Raw genomic sequence first — 23,915 nt, 5'->3', positions numbered from 1 at the left:
CTCGTGCCATCGTTCTCGAAAAGTCTTGAAGCAGCCCTGCATCGCGCGCTCGAATATGCAAACGAGCGTAAACATGAGTTTGCAACGTTAGAGCATCTGCTCTTGGCGCTCGTAGATGATCGCGATGCGGCGGGTGTTATGCGTGCTTGCAACGTCGATTTAGACACACTACGCGGACGCGTCAGCGAATATCTCGATTCAGAATTAGGTGCGCTCGTCTCTGAAACATTGGACGAGGCTCAGCCGACGAACGGCTTTCAACGTGTCATTCACCGTGCTGTCGTGCATGTACAGTCCTCCGGGCGTGAAGAGGTGACGGGCGCCAATGTTTTGGTCGCCATCTTTGCTGAGCGCGAGAGCCATGCGGCGTTCTTCCTGCAGGAGCAGGAGATGACGCGGTTCGACGCGGTTCAGTACATCAGCCACGGTATTGCTAAACGTGCTGGGATGTCTGAGCCTCGGTCCGTGCGCGGCGTCGATGAGGAGAGCGAAGCCGCCGAGGAGAAAAAGCCCGGCCAGGACGCGCTCAACAGCTATTGTGTGAACCTCAATAAAAAGGCGCGCGACGGCAAGATCGATCCGCTTATCGGCCGTGAACAGGAGGTTCTGCGTACCATCCAGGTTCTGTGCCGTCGGCAGAAGAACAACCCGTTGTTTGTCGGTGATCCGGGCGTCGGTAAGACGGCGATCGCGGAAGGTCTTGCTCGCAAGATAATTCGCGGCGAAGTTCCCGAGGTTCTTCGCGGTGCTACGATCTTCTCTCTCGATATGGGTTCGCTGTTGGCCGGCACACGGTATCGCGGCGACTTTGAGGAACGCCTGAAGGCGGTGATGAAGGAGATCGAAAACTACCCGGGTGCGATCCTCTTCATTGACGAAATCCACACCGTGATTGGTGCGGGGGCTACGTCGGGTGGCGCGATGGATGCATCCAATCTGCTCAAGCCTGCGCTGCAGTCCGGCACGGTACGCTGCATCGGTTCAACGACCTACAAGGAATATCGCCAGCACTTCGAGAAAGATCGTGCGCTCGTCCGTCGCTTCCAGAAGATCGACGTGAAGGAGCCGACGATTGAAGACTCGGTGGAGATCCTGAAAGGTCTGAAGCCTTATTTCGAGGAGTTCCACAAGATCAAATACACGCTGCCGGCCGTGCGGGCGGCGGTTGAGCTGTCGGCGCGTTACATCAACGATCGAAAGTTGCCGGACAAGGCAATCGACGTGATCGACGAGACTGGCGCTTCACAGATGTTGTTGCCGGAGGAGAAGCGCAAGAAACGTGTGACCGTCAAAGAAGTCGAAGCGACGGTCGCGACGATGGCGCGTATTCCGCCCAAGACGGTTACGAAGTCTGATGCCGAGGTTCTTATCGCGCTTGATCGCGATATGAAGCGGCTCGTCTTCGGGCAGGATAAGGCGATTGAATTGCTGGCCAGTGCAATCAAGCTTGCGCGAGCCGGACTGCGCGAGCCTGAAAAGCCGATCGGTAGCTATCTGTTCTCCGGTCCTACCGGTGTCGGTAAGACCGAGGTGGCCAAGCAACTCGCTAGTCTGATGGGTGTTGAACTGCTGCGCTTCGATATGTCGGAATACATGGAGAAGCACACAGTTTCTCGGCTAATCGGCGCACCTCCGGGCTATGTCGGCTTCGATCAGGGTGGCCTGCTTACAGACGGTGTGGACCAGCATCCACATTGTGTGCTTCTGCTCGACGAAATCGAGAAAGCTCATCCGGATCTGTTCAACATCCTGCTGCAGGTCATGGACCACGGTAGGTTGACGGACCACAACGGTAAGTCTGTCGATTTCCGCAATGTGATCCTGATCATGACATCGAACGCTGGGGCCAGTGATCTGGCCAAGCCACCGATGGGCTTCAATCGCAGTAAGCGCGAGGGTGAAGATACCGAAGCGATCAATAAGCTGTTTACGCCGGAATTCAGAAACCGGCTCGATGCTGTGATTCCATTCTCGGGACTGTCCCCTGAGGTGATCGCGAAGGTCGTCGAGAAGTTCGTCTTCCAGCTTGAGGCACAGCTTGCTGATCGCGGTGTCACGATCGAACTCAGCGAAGACGCATCGAAGTGGCTCGGTGAAAAGGGCTACGATGAGAAATTCGGTGCGCGGCCTCTGGCTCGTGTGATCCAGGAGAACATCAAGAGGCCACTCGCGGACGAGTTGTTGTTCGGTAAGCTCGAGAATGGCGGTACCGTCAAGGTGGTCGTCGAAGGCGAAGGACCTGATCGGAAGCTTGGCTTCGAATTCCTTGCCGCAGACCCTTCGGAAAAGAGGTCCAAGGGTACGGCGTATGACGAGGAAGAAGAGGACGAGGGCGACGAGGAACCACAGGCGGTGCTTGTTGAGGCTTCGCCGCGCAAAGCGCTTCCTGGTCCCAAAGGCGGGCGCAAGGAGAAATCCTCGCGCGGTGGCGGCACCGGTGCTGTCCCGAGTGTCCCTCGTAAGAAAGGTGAATAACCTTTAAGCTTTACGAACTGCATATCGTGGTGTGCGAAGAGGCGGCTCGGAAACGGGCCGTCTTCTTTATTTGCCTCTTCCACGGATGCATAGCTCCCATGCCGGGATAAGACTTTCGAGCTGAGGCATTGCCTTTGCTGCCACTGCGCGGTGTGATAGCGCTCCGTTCGCTAGAGGAGCAAATCAGAGATGAGCAGGCAGGCACTCAAGTACGGTGAGAATCCACAACAGCAGGCGTGGATTGCTTCCGATGACGGGAGCCAGGATCTTCTCGCAATCGGCAAGTTTACCGATCCTCATGGTCAGCCCGCTTTTACCGGCGCGCGGGACATGAGCTGGTCGAGCATTCGGGATCTGGATGCGGGAATCGAGGCAATTACGCGGATTGCGGCCGCGTTTGATGTGAATGTCGGCTCAGTGCCGACGATTGCTGTTCTGGTCACACACAGCTGTCCGTTTTCGGCAGCTGTCGGGAGTTCGGATCAGGTCATTAACAAGGCGATACAGAGTAACTTCCGCGCTGCATTCGGCTCGTTTCTCGTTACCAATGTCGCGCTGAGCGAGCCTGTCGCTTACAAGGTTCGGCAGTGGATGGGACCGGATCGACCATTTGAGGGGATTGCTGCACCCTCTGTCGACCCTGACGTCATTCCGTATTTTGTCCGGAAGAAGGGCAAGACACATCTTCTCGCCAATCCCGCCTTGGCGTCGCTTCATCGCGATAATGTTCAGTTGGAACCGGTCTCTCGGACGGTCCGCGGAGCTATGCTGTCACAGGAACCCAATCCGTTTGTTCCCAAGTTCCCAGAGGATTGGGACGATCAGCTCAAGCGCGACATGTGCTTAGCCTGGGGGATCTGCGCGGCGAGCGCAAGCAACTGCATTACGATTGCTAACGAGGGGTTGCTCGTTGCGAACGCGTCGGGTCAACCGGAGCGAGCAGCAGCGAGTGATCTTGCGATTATCCAGGCCCGTGCAGCCAAACGCTCCAATATGCTGAAAGGGGCTGCGGTTGTGAGTGACTCGTATTTCTCTTTTGCTGATGCGTTGGATCAGCTGGCGCGGCGTAAGGTCAAGGCGATTTTCGCTACGAGCGGGTCGCTCCACGATGAAGAGGTCAAGGCCCATGTCGCGCAGTTTGATGTCATGTTCCATACGGTGCCTGACGCGGATGGCCGAATCTTCTTTGGGCACTGACGCGTGAGAGAAAATCGACGCAGCCACCAGCTCGCTGCATTTGGCAGCGGGCTGCTGGGGACATTCAGCATTCCCGGTCTCATCTTGTTTGCAAGCGCTGCTGGTTTTGGGGCGTTGGCGCGCGACGCCGGCATGTCGCTCTTCAATACCGTATTCATGATGGGAATTTTTTTCGCGCTGCCAGCGCAAGTGGTCATGATGGATCAGTTGGCCCGCGGCGGGTCTATTATGGCGGGTACGTTTGCAGTGGCACTGACCGCTATCAGGCTGTTGCCGATGACCGTCGCATTGATGCCTCTCATCAAAGAGGAAAGGACCAATTGGCGGCAGGTGGTGGCGGTGCATTTCATAGCGGTCACCGCGTGGATTGAGGGGATGCGGCGGTTGCCCTCGCGGCCTGCTGCTTTGAGGCTCAGCTATTTCATCGGGCTTGGAACGGGGTTTGTTCTTGCCACACTGGTGGGAGCTGCTCTCGGTTTTCTCATTGCCGGTTCAGTGCCGCCCATACTGTCTGCCGCGCTTCTGTTTCTCACGCCGATTTACTTTTTTCTGTCGTTGGTCGCGACGGCACGGTCCAGCGTGGATTTTCTCGCTCTCACCTTCGGGACGATGCTTGGGCCGGTCTTCTACGTGCTTGTTCCTGGCTTCGATTTGCTCCTTGGCGGGCTTGTTGGCGGCACACTGGCATTCGTGGCGGGTAGATATCAGAAGAAGCTGTGGGAGCCTGGTAAGGAATGAACGACTTCCTTTCGACTTATCAGGCCGCGCTGGTCCTTCTGGTCGTGGCGATGTTGGCTCACGAACCCTTGCGCTGGATGGGTCTTTATCTCGGACGACGGGTTGCTGCTGACAGCGAGATTTTCGTTTGGGTGCGTGCGGTGGCGACCGCACTCGTTGCGGCACTTGTCATGCGGCTTCTGTTATTTCCGGCAGGCGAGCTGGCGCATATCGGCCTTGAAATTCGGATAGGTTCTGTCCTGGGCGGTATAGCTGTTTACTTTGCCGCGCGCCGCAATCTTGCCGCTGGCGTTGGTGGGGCCGCTGTCCTGCTGATTCTCGCTGACTTCTTTATGAAATGAGAACCGGAGTTTTGTGCGAGAACGCGTTCTGTTCCACTTCATCAATCAAGAAGCGTGCGACGTCCGTGCGACGGATGGTGGTCAGCTGCCAGTCCTTGGGATCGGTTAGAGCGCGGTAGAGGCCCGTTGCCCGGCCGTCACGGAGCAATCCCGGCCGGACGATGGTCCAGTCGAGGTCCGATGCCTTGATGATCTGCTCCTGCACATCTTTGTCGTCGTAGATGCGGCGAAGTGTGAATGTGAACGCGAGGCGGTAGAGAGGACCCAACGCGTCGCGGCTATCGCCCGCACCAAAGCCTGTGACACAGATCAGCCGCTTCACGTCGCTTTTCTGCATGGCGTCGACAAGGATGCGTGTGGAGTCGGAAAAGAGGGTCGTTCCGCCAAGGATCGTGCCCGGGCCGATGTCGGCTCCGAGCACCTGGACGACTACGTCCACGTCGTCGAGTGCGCGTGCTACATCGTTGGCAGAGAGCGCGTCGCCTGGAAACTTTTCGAGATTTTTATCGCTGAGAGGAATATTCGATGCCGAGCGGGCGAACGCGCGCACGCGGTGCCCGGCAGCAAGAGCCGCTTTGGCCGTTTCAAGGCCGATGCCGCGGCTGGCCCCGATAATGAGCAGACTGGCCATGGCGCATTGGGTCCTTCTTATAGCGCATTAGCCTTCGCGTTCGCCTGGCCTGCGCAAAAGCTATTGGCCTTGCAGTGCCACCCGAATTTTTTCGGCGTTTTCTGCGAGAACTTCTGGCTTTTCCATTTGATCCGAATGCCGCGCGAGCGCAACGCCTTCAAAGCGCGGGATGACGTGAACGTGGAGGTGAAACACGGTCTGGCCACCGGCACCTTCGTTGAACTGCATGATGGTGACGCCTTCGGCATTGAAGGCTTTCTGCACGGCACGCGCGATTTTCTGGACGCGCGGCATTAAAGCCGTGAGGGTTTCTTCGTCGGCGTCGAGAAGGTTGCGTGAGGCGGCTTTGGGTAGGACGAGCGTATGTCCGGTGCCCTGAGGCATGACGTCCATGAAGGCCACGGCGACTTCATCTTCGAAGACCTTATGAGATGGGATTTCGCCGCGCAGGATCTTCGCGAAAATGTTGTTGTCGTCGTAAGCACCGTTGCTCATGCGCTTCCTCCTCAATATTTCCTTGCAGAGCTAAGGCGCAGGGCCGCCTCGGTCAATGGGGTTCGTCTTCGCACGCCGTTTTCTTGAAGGGTGCGTATTTGGATAGAGCCGTACCGATCTTTGCAACTTCGCGGCGTTCGCTAATCAGATAGCGCTCAACTGCTGCGGAGAGCCCGGGATCAGCGAACCAGTGCAATGAGTATGTGGTGGTTGGAAGGTAACCGCGCGCCAACTTGTGGTCGCCTTGTGCGCCGGCTTCAACACGCTTAAGGCTGTGCGTAATCGCGTATTCGATGGCCTGATAGTAGCAGACTTCGAAATGCAGAAAGGGGTGATGTTCAATCGTGCCCCAGTAGCGGCCGTAGAGGCAGTCCCCGCCGATAAGGTTGAGCGCGCCGGCGATATAGCGGTCGTTTCGTTTGGCCATGACCAGCAAACAATGATCACCGAGGCGTTCTCCGAGAAGAGAGAAGAAGCGCCGATTGAGGTACGGGTTTCCCCATTTGCGATCGCCGGTGTCTGTGTAGAACGCGTAGAAGGCATCCCAGTGGGCTTCGCTAATGTCGCCGCCACTGAGATGTTCAATGGTGATGCCACTCTCGAGTGCGGTCGCCCGTTCTTTGCGGATTGCCTTGCGTTTGCGGGATGCCAGGCATGCTAGAAAATCGTCGAACGTTTCGTAGCCGTCATTGGCGAAATGGAATTGCTGGTCGGTTCGCTGCAGCAGCCCTGCGTCTCCAAGCCGTTTCCATGCATCGGCCTCCAGGAAGGTGATGTGAAGTGAGGAGAGCTCCAGACGCTGGGCCAGCTGCATCGCCGCTCGGGTCAGTATCCGCTCATTGTCTTCGGCATCTGGTCCGGGACGCACCATGACGCGTGGGCCAGGGACCGGTGTAAAGGGGACTGCGCACTGAAGCTTCGGGTAGTACGCTCCACCAGCGCGTTGATAGGCGTCAGCGAATGCATAATCGAAAACGTATTCGCCACGGCTATTGGTTTTGACATAGCAGGGCATGACGCCGTCGACAGTTCCTTCGCTTCCCGTGAGAACGAGATGCTGCGGTATCCAACCCGCTGCCCGTCCAACGCATCCGGCTTCTTCCAGAATATGGAGAAAGGCGTGGCTGACAAACGGATTGAAGCGATCAGCGATGGGATTGGCGCAAGCGTCCCAATCGCCTGGGCTGATTTCAGCGATCGACGGGTGGACGACGATCTTGACTGTCGGAGATTGGTCCATGCTCGAGGATTTTCTGGTTTCTCGCAGGCCTAGATTTTCAAGGGCGTGAAAGCCGCCTGGGGGCAAATGCTTCATTGCCGGGGAAAGGCCGACCAACATCATTGCGCATGCGCCGGGGTTCGGGCAAGCTTTGGTGATGGTCATCTTTTCGTGCGGTTGGGCGGTAGTCACGAGATGGAGGCGGCCCTAGCATCTAGGGAGTGTGAGTTATGCAAGTGGGGCTGGTGCTGATTTCGTGTGCGATGGTCGCGCTCAGCACATGGGGATATCTCGCAACGTTTGCGGTATCTGCAGGGTCGGTCAGCGGCCGGGTCTTCACGCCCTTGCTGCCTTTCACCTGGGTTGATAGCCGCCGGTCTAATCCCGATGGGACGCTTGAAACGCCCGTTGGTTTTATCGATGGCCGCCCGCCTACGGCGCTTGAAGTCGCGTCGCCTCAGACGGCTGTAGCATTGACGTCGTCTCCGAAAATCGTGCGCAGTATATCGCGTAAGATAATTCCGCTGCCAGAGCGCGGTGTCAGACTCTTGGCATCCGTGCCGCTTCCGGAAAGAGTGCTGCGGTCACAAGATATCCTGACAGCCCAATGGTTGCCTGTTAGGCGTCCTGATCCGGATCTTCCGGCTGCGCGGGTTGCTGAGAGCGCCCGTACGACGGGTGTGGATATTGTTCGCGATGTCAAAACCGCGTCCATAGCCGGGCCAGTGGTCGTTATTGTGCAGGAGGCCGTAAGACAGACGGCATCGCGGCCTATGATGGACCTTGTGGCGGGTTCGATCGCGCGACGTCCTGACTTTGAGGGCCGTCAGGCGCTGGGTGGTCCTCGCCCCATAGAGATCGAGCCGGTGGCGGTTGCGAAGAACTACGAAAAGAAGCAGCCGCTGATGCAGGCCGAATTGCCCGAACTTCTTCCGATCAGGGCGGGTTCGAATGCTCCCCTAAAGCTTCAGCCTATCGGATCTGCAACAAGGCTGCGGGATCCGACTTCAGAGTTCGTGATCCGTGCGGCTTCGCCTGAGCTCGTCCAGATCAGTTTGCGGACGGAAAAGGGCGGGCAGGATGTGGACGCAAAACTTTCTGTTGCGGATCGTCCGGCGACTTCACGGCGGCGTGCGTCAACACATAAGACGCCTGAGCGCAAAAGCGCGCGCAGCTATCAGCAGCGGCGCAATCGCTCGATGGCCAACTCGATCCGTCAGGCAAGACGGGCGCGCGGAGTTTACTAAGGCATTCTTTCCGGAGGCAAAAGCCCTTCAAAAATTGGGGCGTCAGCCCAACGCGCTGCAGTCCTGAAATCTTCGGGGGAACGGACCGTCCAGGCAAAGAACGGGCGGCCGTGAATCTCTCTTGCATAACGTGTCACGGGGGTGGGGAGATCGCACACGCGGTAGGCGTAACAGTCGGGTGCGGGCGGGCCAGATTCCAAGAGGTTGGAAAGGTCCGATGCGCGTTCTGCGCCGACTATTCGCGCCAGGGGATCTTCCGGGCCTGTCGCGGCGGCAATCATGCCGCGGGGAATGGTGGGCTCAAGAGCTCGGACAAAGCTTAGAATGGCTGGGTCAAAAGACATAAGCGCTAATGGGCCAGAATAAGCCCGTATGAGGCGGATGACCTCCTTGAGAAACACCGCGTCAGGCGCACTCCATTCGGATTTGATCTCAACAAGAAGCGGAACGCGCCCTTCGACGAGTTGGAGAAATTCGTCGAAGGTGAGTATCGCAGACTTCCCGTCTCGGTAGCGCAGCCTTGCAAGATCGTCTTGGGTGAGATCTGCGACGGTGCGCGTTTCGTCCAGAAGTCGTTCTGTGGTCGGATCGTGAAATACCACCGGTCGGCTTAGGGCGGCTGGACGAATATCGCATTCGATACCGAAGCCATGTTGGATCGCCGCTAGAAACGACGGCGCCGTATTCTCGATGCGGCCCTGGCGCTCGTCATGCAAGCCGCGATGCGCGATTGGGATAAGAAATTTCTCGCGGTCGAAGCTGCTCATATGCGTTTCTGCCTTTCGCACCACGACACCGATACAGATCCAATTTTGTCCGTGTATCAGTCCTTGATGCGAACAATTGCGTCGATTTCGACAGCGCAGTTTGCCGGCAGGCTGGAGACGCCTACGGCGGCGCGCGTGTGGCGGCCGGCATCGCCGAGCAATTCCACAAAAAGGTCCGAGGCACCATTTACGACGCGTGGGTGGTCAGTGAAATCCGGTGTTGCGTTGACGTAACCGGTGATCCGTACGAGTTGAGCAATACGGTTTAGGTCGCCAACTGCGGCATTGGTTTGCGCCAGAATATTGAGAGCGCAAGCAGCCGCGGCTTCCATACCCTGTTCAACGGTGAGATCAGCGCCAAGTTTGCCTGCGATGAGCGACCCGTCTGCGGCTTTGGAAATCTGCCCTGAGATGTACAACAAGTCGCCGACCACACAATAAGGGACGTAATTGGCGACGGCTGCAGGAGCGGACGGGAGGGTGAGACCCTTTGCCTTGAGGCGGGATTTAACATCATCGCTCATAGCTGCTGATCCTTTCAAAACGAAAATCTACCTTTCGGCGACAAGTTCCTGCCACCGATCCGGGTTCTATGAAATTTCGGAATTTCTGTAACACGGACAATAAGGTTACGGCGAGGGGCTCTTTGCAAGCGTGGAAAGCGTGAGTAGTGTCATGTGGGGGCTAGAGACTGGTTTGGCTCCACTTGTCAGGAGGATGGATGGCAGCGCTCCGATATTCGGGTCTGATGATTGGCGTCCTCACCTTTGCATTTTCCGGTTCTATGCCGATTGCGGCGGTCGCGGGTGCTGTGCAGTTCGTGCCGCATCGCGCCGTTTATGACATTTCGCTTGCGCGTGCGTCGCCGGGGTCCGGTATCAGCGAGATGTCGGGGCGAATGGTTTACGAACTGGTCGGAAGTGATTGCGCCGGTTACACGCAGAAAATGCGTTTCGTTACGCGGATAACCGGCCGTGACGGGGAAGCGCAGATCAACGATCTTAGAACGTCGAGCTGGGAGCAGGCGGAAGGCAAGAAGCTACGCTTCACCACGAGCCAGTACCGGAACGATCACCTTGAGGAAACGACGCAGGGGAATGCGGACCGTGGGAAGTCAGGTGACACGGTTAAGGTTCAATTGACGAAGCCGGGGCACAAGGGCCTTGAGATCAGCGGCGACGTGATGTTTCCCATGCAGCATTCTCTGGCCCTCATTGCGGCAGCAAAACGTGGGGAAGATGTATTGATGGCCGAACTCTATGATGGTTCGGAGAAGGGCGAGAAAGTTTATCTCACCAATGCTTTCATTGGCCATGAGGTTGCGACGGCCGAGCGCCTCGAAGGGGTGCCTTTAGGAGTTCAAGCTAAGGTCGACCTCAAAGGTCGTCCGGTATGGCCTATGGCGATCAGTTATTTCGACCCGCAGGAAACGCAGCAGGATTCGGTGCCGAGCTATGAGCTGTCGTTTCGACTGTACGACAATGGAATCTCGACAAAATTGTTTATCGACTACGGTGATTTCGCTGTAGAGGGTGCGCTCACGGACGTGACGTTGCTCGAGAAGACGAAGTGCGAGGGCCAAAAGGGGCGCTGACGTTAGCGGTTCTGCTCTTTTTCTAAATCCCATAGCCATGCTGCGCCGCGGGCTCCGCTCGCGTCGCCCCATTTCGGCGGCCGGATCTCGATGGTGGTGGTATCGGCGAAGAGATGTCCTGCTATCAGGTTAGGTAGAACGTCGTATAGGTGCTTCATTTGGGATAGGCCGCCGCCTAAGACGATGACATCAGGGTCGATAATGTTTGCGACGTGGGCAAGGCCGCGCGCGAGCCGTGACGCGTGACGCTCTAACGTCGCGGTCGCCGCCAGTTCGCCGACGCCGGCGCGCGTTGCGATTTCTTTAGCCGTTAAACTTTCGCCCGTTACGCGTTGATGATCTGCAGCCATGCCTGGTCCGGAAGCCCAAGTTTCCAGACAACCGCGACGGCCGCACCAGCATTCAGGTCCGGGATACTCGCTGGCGTTGGGCCAGGGGAGGGGATTGTGTCCCCATTCACCGCCGGTGGCGCGTGGGCCGTCGAGGATCGAGCCGCGGTGGATCAACCCACCGCCGACCCCAGTGCCCAGGATGACGCCGAATACGCACGCTGCATTCGTGGCTGCTCCGTCAATCGCCTCGGAAAGGGCGAAGCAATTGGCGTCATTCGCTGTTCGGAGCGGCAGATCCAGAGCTGCGGCGAGATCTTTGTGGAAGGGCTGCCCATTGAGCCATGTCGAATTTGCATTCTGGACAACGTCCGTGGTTGGCGAGATTGACCCGGGCATTCCGACGCCAACGGTAACGGTTTCGGTCGCGTGCGTGACGTTGGAGCGCAACAGGTCTACGAGATCCGCTACAGTATCTAATGTCGCCTGATAGTTATGGTTGGGGGCCGCAATGCGTCGGCGGGCTAGCTCCACACCCTTGCAATCCAATAGCAGCCCTTCGATCTTGGTGCCGCCAAGATCGATTCCAATCCGCATGTTCTGGGCTGGGGCAACGGGCGGCATGGTCTCGCGCCTTTCAGTGGTCGGCGAGATGGCGATGGGCTTCAGCGATGCGTTCAGGGGGGATGCGGTTGTCAGCGGCAAAGACCAATAAGAGCGATTCGTCACGCATCAGATGGTCTAAAACTGCGGCAAGCAAATGAGGTTGCCCGGCGGTTGCTTTCAGGTCGGCCGGGCCGAGGCCAGTGAGCGCCAGAAACCGGCCGAGGCGTGTGGGATCGTCAGCCAAGAAGCGTAAGGCGTTGATTGCTAAGGTCTCAGCTTCCTCATGCGAGGGTGGTTGAGGGGATTTCGCCATGGCGGGTTACCTTGCCTTAACTCATTTTATGGAGCGCTCGCTGTCTTAAACTGTTGGTTACTGCTGGTGGGGCACTCTGACCAGCCGATCAGCTCCGTCGAATCGGTGCAAAACGGGGCTCATTCGCCAAACATTGGGTTATGGCTTATCAGGAAACGCTGATGTACGTCGAGGGCGACCAACGGACTCAGAAGGGGCTCCCAATGGCGAAGAAAGTACTTATCGTGGAAGACAATGAGCTGAATATGAAGCTCTTCCACGATTTGCTTGATGCGCATGGCTATTTGACGATTCAAACGCGCAACGGCCTCGATGCGTTAGCGTTGGCGCGCGAGCATCGGCCAGATTTGATTTTGATGGACATTCAGCTCCCGGAAGTGTCCGGCCTTGAGGTTACGCGGTGGCTCAAGGATGATGAGCAACTCAACTCCATTCCCGTTGTCGCCGTTACTGCGTTTGCGATGAAGGGGGATGAAGAGCGGATTCGTTCGGGAGGATGTGAGGCTTATATTTCGAAGCCGATTTCCGTGATGAGTTTTCTCGATACTGTGCGCCAATTTGCCGGAGCCGCTTGATGGGGCCGGTGCGTGCGTTCGGCCGCTAGGCGGATATCGCAATGACAGCTCGTGTCCTGGTCGTAGATGACATCGCTACCAATGTTAAGCTGCTCGAAGCGCGGCTAAGTGCCGAGTATTTTGAAGTGCTCACGGCGACGAGCGGCCAAGAGGCCCTAGACTTGTGCGAGCGTGAGCGGATCGACGTCATATTGCTCGACGTCATGATGCCAGGTCTCGATGGGTTCGAGGTTTGTCGCCGTCTTAAAACTGATCCCAAGACGCATCATATTCCGGTTGTCATGGTAACGGCTCTTGACCAGCCGTCAGACCGATTGATCGGGCTTGAGTGTGGCGCGGATGATTTTCTGACCAAGCCAGTCGATGACATCGCGCTGATTACCCGTGTCAAGAACCTAGCACGGCTTAAGACCCTCAACGATGAAATGATGATGCGCGTTACGACGGGGCGACGGCTTGGCGCAACTGAGCACGCCGCCCTTCAGCGTGTTCTTTCAAACGACGGCGGCCGTATCCTCTTGGTGGAGGATCATGAGCGCTCGGGGCATCGCATGACAGAGGCGCTGCAACCACTGCATGAGGTCACCACGGAGCGCTTTCCGCAATCGGCTTTGCTTCGGCTTGGGGCCGAAGACTTCGACGTCGTGGTGGTCAGTCTTAGCCTGCAAGGTTCGGATGGGTTGCGGCTTTGTTCGCAGCTTCGTTCATTCGAGCGCACACGGCACGTGCCCATAATTATTCTACTGGAAGATGGTGGTGACGCCAGGCTACTTCGTGGGCTCGATATGGGCGTCAATGATTATCTGATGCGCCCAGTTGAAGAGCATGAGCTGCTTGCGCGCGTGATGACGCAAATTAAGCGCAAGCGGCATAGTGATTTTTTGCGCGACCAGATTGAGGAGAGCTTTGAGCTCGCTGTCACCGATGGTCTGACCGGATTGCATAACCGGCGCTATATGGAAATCCATCTCGCTACGCTGGTGTGTGATGCCGTGCGGACGGGACGTGAACTTTCGGTTCTCATTACCGATATCGATCACTTCAAGGCCGTAAACGACACCTATGGGCATGACGTTGGCGATTTCGTTCTGAAAAGCGTCGCTGAGCGACTACGGCGTAATACGCGAGGCGCGGACCTCGCTTGCCGGATGGGTGGGGAAGAATTTCTACTTATTATGCCAGATACTCCCCTTTCCGGCGCTTATCAGATCGGGGAGCGTATACGTACGCGAATCGCCTCTGAAGCCTTTCAAACGCCGCAGGGGACGCGAATTCGGGTTACCTCCAGCGTCGGAATTGCGACCCTGGAAGGGGAAAATGATACTCCGGAAAGTATTCTGAAACGGGCCGATAACGCCTTGTATGCCGCCAAGCGCCGGGGCCGAAATCGTATAGCATCTACAGCGGCTTAACCCTTTTCTCCTATCTCCAATAATGTCGTTAGGAACGGTGCTAGATAGTTTCTCCAAGTTTTGGCAGATGACAGATGAATTTTTGCGTGGTGGATTTTCCGATGTCGCCCAAATGCCGACGGAATTGGTTGGCCAGATAGGGGGAGCTGCACACGGCCACTGTCAAGCATTAACTTGCAATGTATACAATGTTCTGTCAGATTGCCGTGGGACTTAGGGAAGCAATATTTTTTCACCGTTTTTTGAACATCGAAGTGGGGATGTCTGAACATCTGCCTCGATATCGAGCGGTGATTTGAGCTCTCGCGGTATCGGGGCCGCCGCATCTCCCGTGACGCGAGGGAAAAGTGGTCGTCGTCACGGCTGGAGTGGCCTCCTCGTTGGCCGCGGCCGGCGACTACGATACCAAGCAGGTGCCGACGCCCTCTTTGGCGCCAGCTTGGTTAGCAGGCCAGGGTTCGTGATCAACTCGGGATCTTACCCCGCTGCCGAGCAGTCGCGGACCCTGGCTCCTACCGTCTCTCGCTGATCCCAGCCGATCTGATATCGGGCTTCAGCCCCTAACAAATCGCTTTTTGGTAGCCAGTGACGACCGGTGCTCTCAACCGATCTTTGCAGACCGGGCGTCCAGCCTAATCCTAAATCTACTCGCTGGAAACGACTTCTTAGCGCTAGGGTAAGGTCTGTTCGGCGCTAGGGCAGGGTTTCAGCTCACGTTTGAGTTACCGGCTCAAACGACGCTTACTTGATCTTTGTTTCTCTGAACTCGACATGCTTACGCACGACGGGGTCATACTTCTTGAAGACCATTTTTTCGGTGAGGTTACGCGGGTTCTTCTTGGTTACGTAGAAGAAGCCGGTTCCCGCGGTCGACAGGAGCTTAATTTTTTGAACGACGGGTTTTGCCATAATCGGGGAGCCTGATGCTTGGGCGCGTCGACGCCGGGCTGCACCTGCCAAGCGGTTCGCGAGTGTTGGAATGAGCCCGGCACCATACTCGGGCGTTACGTGCTGTCAAGGTGGCGTGTAGTCTGTTGGACGGGATCAAGATGATCCGCGCACGAGGATGCGCTCGAATGTTCCGGATTTGAAGTAGTAGTAGGGGACCGCCCAATTCGCACGTGCGTCGTTGTTTTCGCTTAGGTGTTCCGCGAGGTCCTCGACTACGGCGCGGGTTATGTTGGGTATGTCGAGCTGTCTGAGTTCATCAAATGTGAACCAGCCGAGGTCTCGCAATTCGTCATCTTTCGGGCTGGACTGTTTGGCGATGCGAGCGGCGTCAACCCAGAAAAAACGAGTGTCGTAACGCCGGGGACGTCCGGGAGGCGTAATCGCTCGGGCTAGAAAGGTTAATGCCGATAAGCTTGGCTGAACACCTTCGGCGAAGAATGCTTGCCATATGGGATCTGCCGTTGAGGGGAGCGCAATGTCTTCAGTGGACGTTTCATTGGTTCCGATTAGGAGTCCCGTTTCTTCATAGGTTTCCCGCAGAGCTGCCATCGCCAGGGCGCGTGCTCTGTGAGGGCTCGGGTTGCCTTTCATGTCGTAGAGCAGCTTGGCGATCTCACGTTCGTGCAGTTCGCTTGCGCTGGGGATGGCGCGATCCGCTATTTCGCTGCGACCACCGGGAAAAACATATTTGTCGGGCAGAAAGATCTGATTGGGGTGACGCCGCCCCATCAGAATGCGGGGCTGCGAAGCAGTATGGTCGACGACAATCAATGTGGCCGCGTCCCGGGGCCTCATACTGCTCGGTGCAGGGCTATTGATTGACGGATTCGTCATGGTGCGCGTTCCCCGGGGCGCCGATTGGCGCCGGAGCGTTCTCGTCGGCCACCTACAGGGTAGAGCCTGACGGCCGGTCGTGGTTTAACCGACAGGGTATCTACTGACGCGAACTGTAGACGGATTCGATGTCACTCTACGCTTTGACGCGCGTGTACTGCATCGGCTGGATCGGGCTCTGGCTCATCTGATGTGCCACCAAAGCCGTGCATACGGAAGGCCCATTGCAGGCCAATAAGAGCACCCTTGATGCGCGGAAGCATCCATAGGCTCATTCCGAGGATCAACGGGCCCCAGAGAACTGTATGCACCCAGACGGGCGGAGCATAGAGATCTTCAACCATCAACACCGCGGCACCTATGATGTGGCCCACGATGATCATCGTGAAGTAAGGCGGGGCATCATCCGCCCGTTGATGGTGTAGTTCCTCACCACACGCGTCGCACTGATCCACGACTTTTAGATAGCTTTTGAACTGTCGTCCCGTGCCGCAGGCGGGGCATGCCTGCGAGAAACCGCGGCGCATGGCCTGGACGACCGATCGTTCTGGGAGCGGTGCGATGTCGTTAGATGCGATGTGCACGGTCATTTGGGCATTGCTCTCATGGCTAGCCTAGTGCGGCAGGTTGATTTATTTGCGATAGGGTAGGCAAGGAAGAGCCGCCCGGTCAATGCGCATTTGGACGCTAACGCGGCTGGTACAAGGGCTTCCAGGTGGTGTTTAGCGTCGCGGGCGGGGTGATCGGCGGTTGCGACCCGGCTGGCGGCGAACTTTGAACCCCTTCGGGAGGCGAATACGGGTTTCTTTGGGTTCGGAAATCATATCAAAGCGTAATGCGCCGGCGGATGGAATCGCTTCGACGAGCTTCACTTCGACATTATCGCCGAGGCTATAGGAGCGGCCCGACCTCTGGCCTATCATCGCGTGAACTTCCTCGACGTGGTGGAAGAACTCTCCATCGAGGCTGGACGCTGGAACGAAGCCGTCGGCTCCGGTATCGCGCAAGCGCACGAACAGGCCGGATCGGGTGACACCCGAGATGCGCGCTTGAAATGTCGCGCCGATGCGGTCGGCGAGATGAGCTGCGATCAATCGGTCGATCGTTTCGCGCTCGGCGGCCATTGCGCGGCGCTCTGCCTCGGATATCTGTTTCGCTATCGCCGCGAGTTTGGTGGGCTCTTCGTCCGGGAAACCGCCGGCCCCTAACCGATATGCGGTGATCAGCGCGCGGTGTACGAGAAGGTCCGCATAGCGGCGGATGGGTGACGTGAAGTGTGCGTAGCGCGCCAGATTCAGGCCAAAGTGTCCAGCATTGAGCGGATTGTATTCAGCTTGAGACTGGGACCTCAGAATGACTTCGTTCACGAGATCCGGGACCGGAAGCTCTTTGGCGCTTTCAAGGATGCGATTGAAAGCTGCCGGCTTTAATCCTGATTCAGGCGGCAACTTCAGATCGAGGCTGTTGAGGAAATCGCGCAGCGCTTTGAGTTTCTCCTTTGAGGGTGGTTCGTGAATTCGGTAGACGACGGGCGAGCGCTTTTCTTCCAGCGCTTGGGCCGCGGCTACGTTTGCCTGGATCATGAACTCTTCGATGAGGCGGTGTGCGGTCAGGCGTTCCGGTATAACAACGCGATCAACTCGCCCCTGTTGGTCGAGGAGGATTTTTCGTTCCGGCAAATCGAGTTCGAGCGGACCACGGCGGTCTCTTGCGGCTGAGAGTTTGGCATAGGCTGCCCATAAGGGTCTCAACGCCGTCTCCATCAACGGCTCGCATTTTTCGCTAGGCTTGCCGTCGATTGCCGCTTGAGCTTCCTGGTATGAGAGCTTGGCTGCCGACCGCATCATGGCACGCATGAATGTGTGGCTTTTCTTTTCGCCACGAGCGTCGAAGACCATGCGTACGGCGAGACAGGGACGGCCCTCGCCTTCGCGCAATGAGCATAGATCGTTTGAGATTTTTTCCGGAAGCATCGGTACGACGCGGTCCGGGAAGTAGACCGAATTGCCGCGCAGGAGAGCTTCGCGATCGAGTTTTGAGCCGGGACGGATGTAGTGGGCCACGTCCGCGATAGCGACGGTGACGACGAATCCATCTGGATTCTTTGGATCGGTATCCGGAACCGCGTGGACGGCATCATCGTGATCACGCGCGTCTGGCGGATCGATCGTCAGCAGAGGAATGTCCGTCAGGTCGACGCGGCCGTTGAGATCGGGAGGCGCGAGGTCTTCCGCTTCCGTCAGTACGCCTTCAGGAAAGTCATCAGGCAATCCGTGAGCGTGAACCGCGATCAAGCTGATCTGTCGTTGGTCATCGGGATTGCCGAGGCTCTCAAGAACTGTGGCCTGCGGATTGGCAAAGCGGTTTTTGCGGATGAGATCGAACCGGACCAGGTCCCCATCGGATGCGTCTCCGATGTCACTCTGCTGTACCGGCCATTCGCGCAATGCTTTGCGGTCGATCGGTTGGATGGTGCCGCCGCGATGGGTGGTTCGGAAAACGCCGAGCAATCGTCGCTTTTCACGGGCCAGTCGCTTGAGAGGCACGGCCTCGAAGCGGAAGCCTTCGACGTCTTCTTCTTCCAATTGGTTGATGCGCGCCAAGACGCGGTCGCCGATCGAAAGCTCCGTGGCGGTTTGCTTGTCCCGTTCGACATGCGTGAGGATCAAGACATCGGGGCGCGGGCCGTCTTCGTCGTTCCAGACGGTGGGACGGGCGATGAGATCGCCGGCGTCGTCACGACCGGTCACTTCCAGAACAGTGACGGGGGGCAGGCCGCCTTTACGACGGAGTTCCTTACGATTGCCTGAGATGAGCCCCTCCTGAGCCATTTCTTCAAGCAGCCGTTTTAGTTCAATACGCGCGCCGCCCTTTACCCCGAAGGCGCGCGAAATCTCGCGCTTGCCGACTTTCTGAGGCGCTTCCGAGATGAACTTCAAAATCTCTTCGCGCGTGGGGAGCTGGCCCGCGGGTAAGGTGGAGCCACGGCGCACGGGCTTGCCGCGTGAGGCCTTCTTGTCAGACTTCTGCGATTTGCGCGCCACCCAGTTTCCTCAAGTGCTCAGGCGTCGCCGCTTGCCGTCGACGCGGCTTTCTTAGATTTGGCTTTAGCCGGCGCCTTCGACTTTTTCGCAGCGGCTTTGGTCTTTGCTGCGGTTGCTGGTTTCTTCGTGACGGCGGGCTTTTTGGCTGCGGCTTTCTTCGGGGCGTCTGCCGTTTTCTTTGCGGCTTTCGCTTTGGCAGGCTTTTTGGCTTTGCCTCCCTTGGCGGCTTTTTCCGCTAGTAGGGTTACAGCCTCTTCAAGCGTAATGCTTTCAGGTTCTTTGCCCTTGGGCAAGGTGGCGTTGATTTTGTTGTGGCTGACGTAAGGGCCGTAGCGACCCGACAGCACTTCGACCTTGCCGCCTTCGCTCGGGTGTTCGCCGAGCTCTTTCAGGACTGCAGGTTTTGCGCGCTGGAAGCGACCCTTTCCGCCTCCCGCAAGCTTTTCGGCGATCAAAGTTACGGCGCGGTTGAGCCCGATGGAGAATACGTCCTCCATAGATTCCAGGTTTGCGTAGGTTCCATCGTGCAGCACGAACGGCCCATAGCGTCCGAGCCCAGCCGTAATCGGGTTGCCGGTTTCCGGATGGAGCCCAACTTCACGTGGCAAAGATAGAAGCTGGATCGCACGCTCAAGGTCGATCGAGCCGGCGTCGACCCCTTTGGGGATGCTGGACCGCTTGGGTTTCTCACCGTCCGCGCCTTCGCCAAGCTGGAGGTAGGGTCCGAAACGGCCCGTGCGCAAAGAAATCGAGTCACCGGATTCCGGATCGAAACCGAGGACTTTGCCGTCTGGCAGAGCCATTTCTCCAGCGCCATCGTCTGTCTGGGACAGCTGCCGCGTGTAACGGCATTCCGGATAGTTGCCGCAACCGATGAAGGCACCATACTTGCCGGAGATCTTGAGACTCAATTGGCCAGTGCCGCACGCAGGACACTGACGTGGGTCGCTGCTGTCCTCACGAGGCGGGAACACGTGGGGGCCGAGAATTTCGTTCAGCGCATCGAGGACTTCGGAGACGCGCAGGTCCTTGATGTCGTTGACGGCGCCAGTAAAATCCTTCCAGAAATCGCGCAAGACGTCTTTCCATTCGAGCTTGTCGTCGGAAATGAGATCGAGCTTCTCTTCCAGGTCGGCCGTGAAATCATACTCGACGTAACGCTTGAAGAAGCTCTCAAGAAACGCGGTGACGAGACGGCCCTTGTCTTGCGGGATGAGGCGTTTCTTGTCCGTGGTGACGTAGTCGCGTTCCTGCAGGACGGCGAGGGTCGAGGCATAGGTCGAGGGGCGGCCGATGCCGAGTTCTTCCATGCGCTTGACGAGCGTTGCTTCGGTGAAGCGCGGTGGCGGCTGAGTGAAGTGCTGATTGGCGTCGATCTTGCGGTCGGTCAGCGGATCGCCTTCGGCAAGAGCCGGCAAGCGGGCCGTATCGTCTTCCTCACTCGTATCATCTTTGCCCTTGGTCGCATGCTGGCGTTCGTCTCGACCTTCCTCATAGAGCTTGAGGAAGCCGTCGAAGACGATCACAGAACCCGTGGCGCGAAGCGTGTAGGTTTTGCCGTCGCGGCCAGCTACTTCGATCTGGGCGGCCGTCTGTTCCAGTTCTGCTGAAGCCATCTGACTGGCAACGGCGCGCTTCCAGATAAGATCGTAAAGGCGTGCCTGGTCCTTATCCAAATAGCGGGAGACCTGCGCAGGTTTGCGGGAGACATCCGTGGGACGGATTGCTTCGTGAGCTTCCTGGGCGTTCTTCGCTTTGGATTTATATTCACGAATAAATGGGGGGAGATAACGCTTGCCGAAATCACCCTCGACTTCGCGCCGGATGGTTGCGACGGCTTCGGGGACGATCTGGACGCCATCGGTTCGCATATAAGTAATGAGGCCGACGGGGCCAGCTTCGCCAAGATCGACCCCTTCATAGAGGCGCTGCGCGATTTGCATTGTTTGCTTGGCGGAAAAGCCGAGCTTACGCGACGCATCCATCTGCAGTGTTGAGGTTGTGAAGGGCGCGTAGGGGTTCCGGCGAGTGGCCTTCTTTTCTACGGATACGACCTTGAAGCGACCACCTTCGATGGCCGCCTTGATGGCTGTAGCTTGCGCTTCTTCTTTGATGTCGAGTTTCTTAAGGGTCGTACCGCTTATCGCCGCAAGACGTGCGCTGAATTCTTCCTTTTTGCCGGTCAGAAGATCAGCTTCAATCGTCCAATATTCGTCGCTGCGAAAGGCTTCGATCTCGGCTTCCCGGTTGCAGACCAGGCGCAATGCTACGGACTGAACGCGTCCGGCGGAGCGAGCGCCCGGGAGTTTGCGCCACAACACGGGAGACAGTGTAAAGCCGACCAGGTAGTCGAGGGCGCGGCGGGCGAGGTAAGCTGAGACAAGCGGCTCGTCGATCTGTCGCGGCTGCGCGAGTGCTTGCTGGATGGCTTGTTTCGTGACCGCGTTGAACGCCACGCGCTCGACATGCATGTCCTTTTTCAAGGCGCGGCGCTTTTCGAGAACTTGCAGGATGTGCCACGAGATCGCTTCGCCTTCGCGATCAGGGTCGGTTGCGAGGATCAGCTTGTCGGCACCCTTAACGGCGTCTGTAATTTCTTTGAGGATCTTGTTGGACTTGGGGTCGACGATATCCCAGTTCATCGCAAAGTCAGCGTCGGGGTCGACAGATCCATCTTTCGAGGGCAGGTCGCGCACGTGGCCAAACGAGGCGATTACCTTGAACTTGGGCCCAAGGTACTTGTTGATGGTCTTCGCCTTGGCGGCGGATTCGACGATGACGACGTTCATAGGCGACTTTCGGGTTTCCCGTTCCGGGCTGGAAATACGCGAGAATAACGGTGCGCGTATAATTCTAAGGCGTCTTCTGCAATCAAGAATAGCGCCTGGCACTGCTACCAATTGGGCCGGTGACCATTGCGCGGCTCATCGCACAGGCGGCGGGAACATGGTGGATCAGACTGGTTGTGTCAAACACCGTCCGCTTGCCCTTGTTGCAACTTAAGATTACATGATGTATTATTTGTGCAATTTTTGAGGGAATTTATGTGGGGCCGTATGGTGCCAAGACGTAGATTGCGAATTCATAATAAGAGATTTGCGGGTCAGGAAACTGGAAGACGGACGCCGAGCGCGCCGTATTACCTGGAATATATGGCGGACCTTCTGTTGGCTCTTGAAGAGATGGCTATGCGCGAAGGGCACCGGGAGCTGGCAGAGAGATTGCGTCACTCGCGTCAGGCTGCACGCCGTGGTTGAACCTTTGGTTCCTCGCGGGACGCGCAGACGGTCACGACGAGGGCTGCGCTTTCGTTACTGCTGGCGTGCCCCTTATGCACAGCGAATGTTTAGTCATTGATCCGTGATACCAGTGCTGCCCCATGTCGTTCGATACGACCGGCCAGATCCAGTTCAATCAGAATGGCTCGAATAGCGCGTATCGATAGATGGGTGGCGCGGGCGATTTCGTCTAGTTCGACCGGGTGGGGCCCCAGTACGGCAATAACACGGTCCCGATCGCTTTCTGCGATTTCGGGTAGTGGTTCAGGAGCAAACGCTTCGAGCGTCGTGGTGTCGGGGGCGACCTCTCGAAAGGTGCGATCGCCTTGTGCCGTGAGGGGTTTAAGGGCGGAAATGATGTCGGCCGGCTCGGTTACGAGAGTTGCCCCTTCCTTCAAGAGGTAGTTGGTGCCTTCGGCGCGCGGGTCAAGCGGATGGCCGGGAATGGCAAATACTTCTCTTCCCTGTTCGGCGGCCCGGCGTGCCGTATGTAGCGTGCCAGATCGTTTTGCGGCCTCGACGACAAGGACGCCCAGTGACATGCCGGAGATGATCCGGTTGCGGCGCGGGAAGTCGCTGCCGCGCGGTGTGAAGCCGCAGGGCATCTCCGACACGATGCAGCCTGTGTCACTGATCCGCGCGTAAAGCTCGTCGTGTTCCGGGGGATAGATCTTGTCGACGCCACCGGCCAGGACAGCGATGGTGCCCGTGGGGAGTGCCGTCTCGTGCGCTACGCCGTCGATGCCGCGTGCCAATCCGGATACGACGACGAGACCAGCTTCGCCGAGTACGGCTGCGAATAGGCGTGCCAGCTTGCGTCCGGCTGCCGAGGCTTGGCGCGGGCCAACGACGGCAACGGACGGTTCCTGCAAGAGAGACGTTCGACCCTTCACGTAAATGAGCGGTGGCGGGACATCGAGCGCGGTGAGATTGCGGGGATAGCCTGGTTCGATCGTGAAGATCGGAGTGGCTCCTGCCTTTTGGGCCTGTTCCAATTCACGCTGGGCCGTCGCGCTGTCGCAGAGGCGAATTGCGCGACCTCGGCCGCCTCGGCGGCCTAATTCGGGAAGTGCGTCCAACGCCTGAGTGGCGCCGCCATAGCGATTTATGAGTTCGCGAAACGTAACGGGGCCGACGTTCTCCGAACGGATCAGGCGCAAGCAGGCGAGACGTTGCTGATCATCGAGCGGCGCGACCGGCAACGGTGCGGCGGTGAAAAGGTCCGCCTTGCTATCGGGCTTTGTTGCTGGCACCGATCTTATGCTCCTCCCCCGCGAGCAGACGACGGATATTTGCGTGATGCATTCCGATAAGCAACGCTGAAAGGCCTGCGAATACGATTGCAGGAATGGGGCCGAGAAGCCACCAGATCAACAACGGTGCTCCGCACGCGGCGATCAGAGCGGACAGCGATGAGTAGCGCGTAACGAATGCGACGATGAGCCATAACGCGCAAAAGCCTAGGGCGGCCTTCCACGCTATGCCTGCAAGAATACCGATATAGGTTGCGACGCCCTTGCCGCCCTTGAAACCAAGCCAGACCGGAAAGAGGTGACCGAGGAACGCGCCGATCCCTGCTGCGAGGGCTCCGGTTATCGGACTGGCCGGCACGAGAGCCGGAAGGAGGTAGGCACCGAGCAAGGTTGCTGCGGTGCCTTTGAGTACATCCAGGATTAGCGTTGCCGCGGCGAGGCCCTTGTTGCCGGTGCGGAGAACGTTGGTCGCACCGATGTTTCCAGAGCCGATGGCGCGGACATCACCGAGGCCGGCGGCGCGCGTGAGCAATAGGCCGAACGGGATAGACCCGAGCGCATAGCCAAGGGCAAGGCAGCACAGGATTGCGCCAAGGAGGGCAGCTTCCATGTGAGT

The 23,915-nt window shown here is 57.8% G+C and carries 22 protein-coding genes; 8 read left to right on the top strand and 14 right to left on the bottom strand.

Annotated features, from left to right (window positions below):
- Nucleotides 1-3: 3 nt before the first annotated feature.
- The 4 genes from clpA to BLS30_RS06465 all read left to right on the top strand — a co-directional run bounded on the left by clpA (nt 4) and on the right by BLS30_RS06465 (nt 4,751).
- Complete coding sequence (gene clpA, locus BLS30_RS06480) at nt 4-2,475, top strand: ATP-dependent Clp protease ATP-binding subunit ClpA (protein ID WP_046475863.1); 2,472 nt, start codon at nt 4-6, stop codon at nt 2,473-2,475.
- A 189-nt stretch (nt 2,476-2,664) separates the two neighbouring features.
- Nucleotides 2,665-3,672: a hypothetical protein gene (locus tag BLS30_RS06475; RefSeq protein WP_090227581.1), complete on the top strand. Its 1,008-nt coding sequence runs from the start codon at nt 2,665-2,667 to the stop codon at nt 3,670-3,672.
- Nucleotides 3,673-3,675: 3 nt separating this feature from the next.
- Nucleotides 3,676-4,410, top strand: a complete 735-nt coding sequence (locus tag BLS30_RS06470; protein ID WP_090227578.1) for an AzlC family ABC transporter permease — start codon at nt 3,676-3,678, stop codon at nt 4,408-4,410.
- Nucleotides 4,407-4,751: an AzlD domain-containing protein gene (locus tag BLS30_RS06465; RefSeq protein ID WP_090227576.1), complete on the top strand. Its 345-nt coding sequence runs from the start codon at nt 4,407-4,409 to the stop codon at nt 4,749-4,751. Before BLS30_RS06470 ends, BLS30_RS06465 begins: the two co-directional genes overlap by 4 nt.
- On the opposite strand, the gene BLS30_RS06460 is transcribed toward BLS30_RS06465, so the two are convergent.
- Genes BLS30_RS06460 through BLS30_RS06450 form a run of 3 tightly spaced genes read right to left on the bottom strand, consistent with a single transcriptional unit; the run spans nt 4,741 to nt 7,117 of the window.
- Entirely contained in the window at nt 4,741-5,382 is a 642-nt protein-coding gene (locus tag BLS30_RS06460; protein WP_046475884.1) for an NAD(P)-dependent oxidoreductase, read from the bottom strand. The genes BLS30_RS06465 and BLS30_RS06460 overlap by 11 nt on opposite strands.
- Before the next feature lie 60 nt (nt 5,383-5,442).
- Nucleotides 5,443-5,877, bottom strand: a complete 435-nt coding sequence (locus BLS30_RS06455; protein WP_046475889.1) for an HIT family protein — start codon at nt 5,875-5,877, stop codon at nt 5,443-5,445.
- A 52-nt stretch (nt 5,878-5,929) separates the two neighbouring features.
- Complete coding sequence (locus BLS30_RS06450; RefSeq protein ID WP_090228488.1) at nt 5,930-7,117, bottom strand: GNAT family N-acetyltransferase; 1,188 nt, start codon at nt 7,115-7,117, stop codon at nt 5,930-5,932.
- Between the two features lie 209 nt (nt 7,118-7,326).
- On the opposite strand from BLS30_RS06450, the gene BLS30_RS06445 reads away from it, so the two are divergent.
- A complete protein-coding gene (locus BLS30_RS06445) occupies nt 7,327-8,343 on the top strand; it encodes a hypothetical protein (protein ID WP_090227573.1) in 1,017 nt (338 codons plus the stop codon).
- Here the strand turns inward: BLS30_RS06445 and BLS30_RS06440 are convergent.
- Together BLS30_RS06440 and BLS30_RS06435 are read right to left on the bottom strand one after the other, a co-directional pair.
- Nucleotides 8,340-9,110, bottom strand: a complete 771-nt coding sequence (locus BLS30_RS06440; RefSeq protein ID WP_090227571.1) for a glycerophosphodiester phosphodiesterase family protein — start codon at nt 9,108-9,110, stop codon at nt 8,340-8,342. The genes BLS30_RS06445 and BLS30_RS06440 overlap by 4 nt on opposite strands.
- Before the next feature lie 56 nt (nt 9,111-9,166).
- Nucleotides 9,167-9,634 (bottom strand): RidA family protein, encoded by a 468-nt coding sequence (locus BLS30_RS06435; RefSeq protein ID WP_046475899.1) that lies wholly within the window; start codon nt 9,632-9,634, stop codon nt 9,167-9,169.
- Between the two features lie 197 nt (nt 9,635-9,831).
- On the opposite strand from BLS30_RS06435, the gene BLS30_RS06430 reads away from it, so the two are divergent.
- A complete protein-coding gene (locus BLS30_RS06430; RefSeq protein ID WP_052743603.1) occupies nt 9,832-10,704 on the top strand; it encodes a cell envelope integrity EipB family protein in 873 nt (290 codons plus the stop codon).
- 2 nt (nt 10,705-10,706) lie between these two features.
- Here BLS30_RS06430 and BLS30_RS06425 read toward each other — a convergent pair whose 3' ends face one another.
- Nucleotides 10,707-11,657, bottom strand: coding sequence for an ROK family protein (locus tag BLS30_RS06425; protein ID WP_244512380.1), 951 nt, complete (start codon nt 11,655-11,657; stop codon nt 10,707-10,709).
- Nucleotides 11,658-11,670: 13 nt separating this feature from the next.
- Complete coding sequence (locus BLS30_RS06420; RefSeq protein WP_046475903.1) at nt 11,671-11,952, bottom strand: DUF3572 domain-containing protein; 282 nt, start codon at nt 11,950-11,952, stop codon at nt 11,671-11,673.
- A gap of 203 nt (nt 11,953-12,155) precedes the next feature.
- Between BLS30_RS06420 and BLS30_RS06415 the strand changes: the two genes are divergently transcribed.
- Nucleotides 12,156-12,527 carry a response regulator gene (locus tag BLS30_RS06415; protein WP_046479800.1) on the top strand — a complete coding sequence of 124 codons (372 nt, stop codon included), beginning with the start codon at nt 12,156-12,158 and terminating at the stop codon, nt 12,525-12,527.
- Between the two features lie 41 nt (nt 12,528-12,568).
- Nucleotides 12,569-13,939: a PleD family two-component system response regulator gene (locus BLS30_RS06410; protein ID WP_046475907.1), complete on the top strand. Its 1,371-nt coding sequence runs from the start codon at nt 12,569-12,571 to the stop codon at nt 13,937-13,939.
- Nucleotides 13,940-14,680: 741 nt separating this feature from the next.
- Here the strand turns inward: BLS30_RS06410 and rpmG are convergent.
- From rpmG to plsY, 7 genes are all read right to left on the bottom strand, one after another.
- On the bottom strand, nt 14,681-14,848 hold the full coding sequence (gene rpmG / locus BLS30_RS06405; protein ID WP_046475911.1) for a 50S ribosomal protein L33: 168 nt from the start codon (nt 14,846-14,848) through the stop codon (nt 14,681-14,683).
- A 135-nt stretch (nt 14,849-14,983) separates the two neighbouring features.
- The gene (locus tag BLS30_RS06400) at nt 14,984-15,724 is read right to left on the bottom strand and encodes an NUDIX hydrolase (RefSeq protein WP_139165298.1); all 741 of its coding nucleotides are present in this window, start codon (nt 15,722-15,724) and stop codon (nt 14,984-14,986) included.
- 131 nt (nt 15,725-15,855) lie between these two features.
- Entirely contained in the window at nt 15,856-16,314 is a 459-nt protein-coding gene (locus BLS30_RS06395) for a DUF983 domain-containing protein (protein ID WP_046475917.1), read from the bottom strand.
- 132 nt (nt 16,315-16,446) lie between these two features.
- Entirely contained in the window at nt 16,447-18,768 is a 2,322-nt protein-coding gene (rnr, locus tag BLS30_RS06390; protein WP_090227567.1) for a ribonuclease R, read from the bottom strand.
- 17 nt (nt 18,769-18,785) lie between these two features.
- The gene (topA, locus tag BLS30_RS06385) at nt 18,786-21,557 is read right to left on the bottom strand and encodes a type I DNA topoisomerase (RefSeq protein WP_090227564.1); all 2,772 of its coding nucleotides are present in this window, start codon (nt 21,555-21,557) and stop codon (nt 18,786-18,788) included.
- A 557-nt stretch (nt 21,558-22,114) separates the two neighbouring features.
- Nucleotides 22,115-23,299 carry a DNA-processing protein DprA gene (gene dprA / locus BLS30_RS06380; protein ID WP_210184017.1) on the bottom strand — a complete coding sequence of 395 codons (1,185 nt, stop codon included), beginning with the start codon at nt 23,297-23,299 and terminating at the stop codon, nt 22,115-22,117.
- Nucleotides 23,277-23,909, bottom strand: a complete 633-nt coding sequence (gene plsY, locus BLS30_RS06375; RefSeq protein WP_046475923.1) for a glycerol-3-phosphate 1-O-acyltransferase PlsY — start codon at nt 23,907-23,909, stop codon at nt 23,277-23,279. Before plsY ends, dprA begins: the two co-directional genes overlap by 23 nt.
- Between the last annotated feature and the right edge of the window lie 6 nt (nt 23,910-23,915).

Origin of the sequence: Filomicrobium insigne, from assembly GCF_900104305.1 — a bacterium.
GTDB classification, from domain to species: domain Bacteria; phylum Pseudomonadota; class Alphaproteobacteria; order Rhizobiales; family Hyphomicrobiaceae; genus Filomicrobium; species Filomicrobium insigne.
Note: the sequence above shows the minus strand (reverse complement) of the source record. Positions and strands in the feature narration are given on the sequence as shown.

Excerpts from the sequence above, each read along its gene's own strand:
- BLS30_RS06475 (WP_090227581.1), top strand. The coding sequence starts at position 2,665 with ATGAGCAGGCAGGCACTCAAGTACGGTGAGAATCCACAACAGCAGGCG.
- BLS30_RS06465 (WP_090227576.1), top strand. The coding sequence starts at position 4,407 with ATGAACGACTTCCTTTCGACTTATCAGGCCGCGCTGGTCCTTCTGGTC.
- BLS30_RS06460 (WP_046475884.1), bottom strand. The coding sequence starts at position 5,382 with ATGGCCAGTCTGCTCATTATCGGGGCCAGCCGCGGCATCGGCCTTGAA.
- BLS30_RS06455 (WP_046475889.1), bottom strand. The coding sequence starts at position 5,877 with ATGAGCAACGGTGCTTACGACGACAACAACATTTTCGCGAAGATCCTG.
- BLS30_RS06450 (WP_090228488.1), bottom strand. The coding sequence starts at position 7,117 with ATGGACCAATCTCCGACAGTCAAGATCGTCGTCCACCCGTCGATCGCT.
- BLS30_RS06445 (WP_090227573.1), top strand. The coding sequence starts at position 7,327 with ATGCAAGTGGGGCTGGTGCTGATTTCGTGTGCGATGGTCGCGCTCAGC.
- BLS30_RS06440 (WP_090227571.1), bottom strand. The coding sequence starts at position 9,110 with ATGAGCAGCTTCGACCGCGAGAAATTTCTTATCCCAATCGCGCATCGC.
- BLS30_RS06435 (WP_046475899.1), bottom strand. The coding sequence starts at position 9,634 with ATGAGCGATGATGTTAAATCCCGCCTCAAGGCAAAGGGTCTCACCCTC.
- BLS30_RS06430 (WP_052743603.1), top strand. The coding sequence starts at position 9,832 with ATGGCAGCGCTCCGATATTCGGGTCTGATGATTGGCGTCCTCACCTTT.
- BLS30_RS06425 (WP_244512380.1), bottom strand. The coding sequence starts at position 11,657 with ATGCCGCCCGTTGCCCCAGCCCAGAACATGCGGATTGGAATCGATCTT.
- BLS30_RS06420 (WP_046475903.1), bottom strand. The coding sequence starts at position 11,952 with ATGGCGAAATCCCCTCAACCACCCTCGCATGAGGAAGCTGAGACCTTA.
- BLS30_RS06415 (WP_046479800.1), top strand. The coding sequence starts at position 12,156 with ATGGCGAAGAAAGTACTTATCGTGGAAGACAATGAGCTGAATATGAAG.
- BLS30_RS06410 (WP_046475907.1), top strand. The coding sequence starts at position 12,569 with ATGACAGCTCGTGTCCTGGTCGTAGATGACATCGCTACCAATGTTAAG.
- rpmG (WP_046475911.1), bottom strand. The coding sequence starts at position 14,848 with ATGGCAAAACCCGTCGTTCAAAAAATTAAGCTCCTGTCGACCGCGGGA.
- BLS30_RS06400 (WP_139165298.1), bottom strand. The coding sequence starts at position 15,724 with ATGACGAATCCGTCAATCAATAGCCCTGCACCGAGCAGTATGAGGCCC.
- BLS30_RS06395 (WP_046475917.1), bottom strand. The coding sequence starts at position 16,314 with ATGACCGTGCACATCGCATCTAACGACATCGCACCGCTCCCAGAACGA.
- topA (WP_090227564.1), bottom strand. The coding sequence starts at position 21,557 with ATGAACGTCGTCATCGTCGAATCCGCCGCCAAGGCGAAGACCATCAAC.
- plsY (WP_046475923.1), bottom strand. The coding sequence starts at position 23,909 with ATGGAAGCTGCCCTCCTTGGCGCAATCCTGTGCTGCCTTGCCCTTGGC.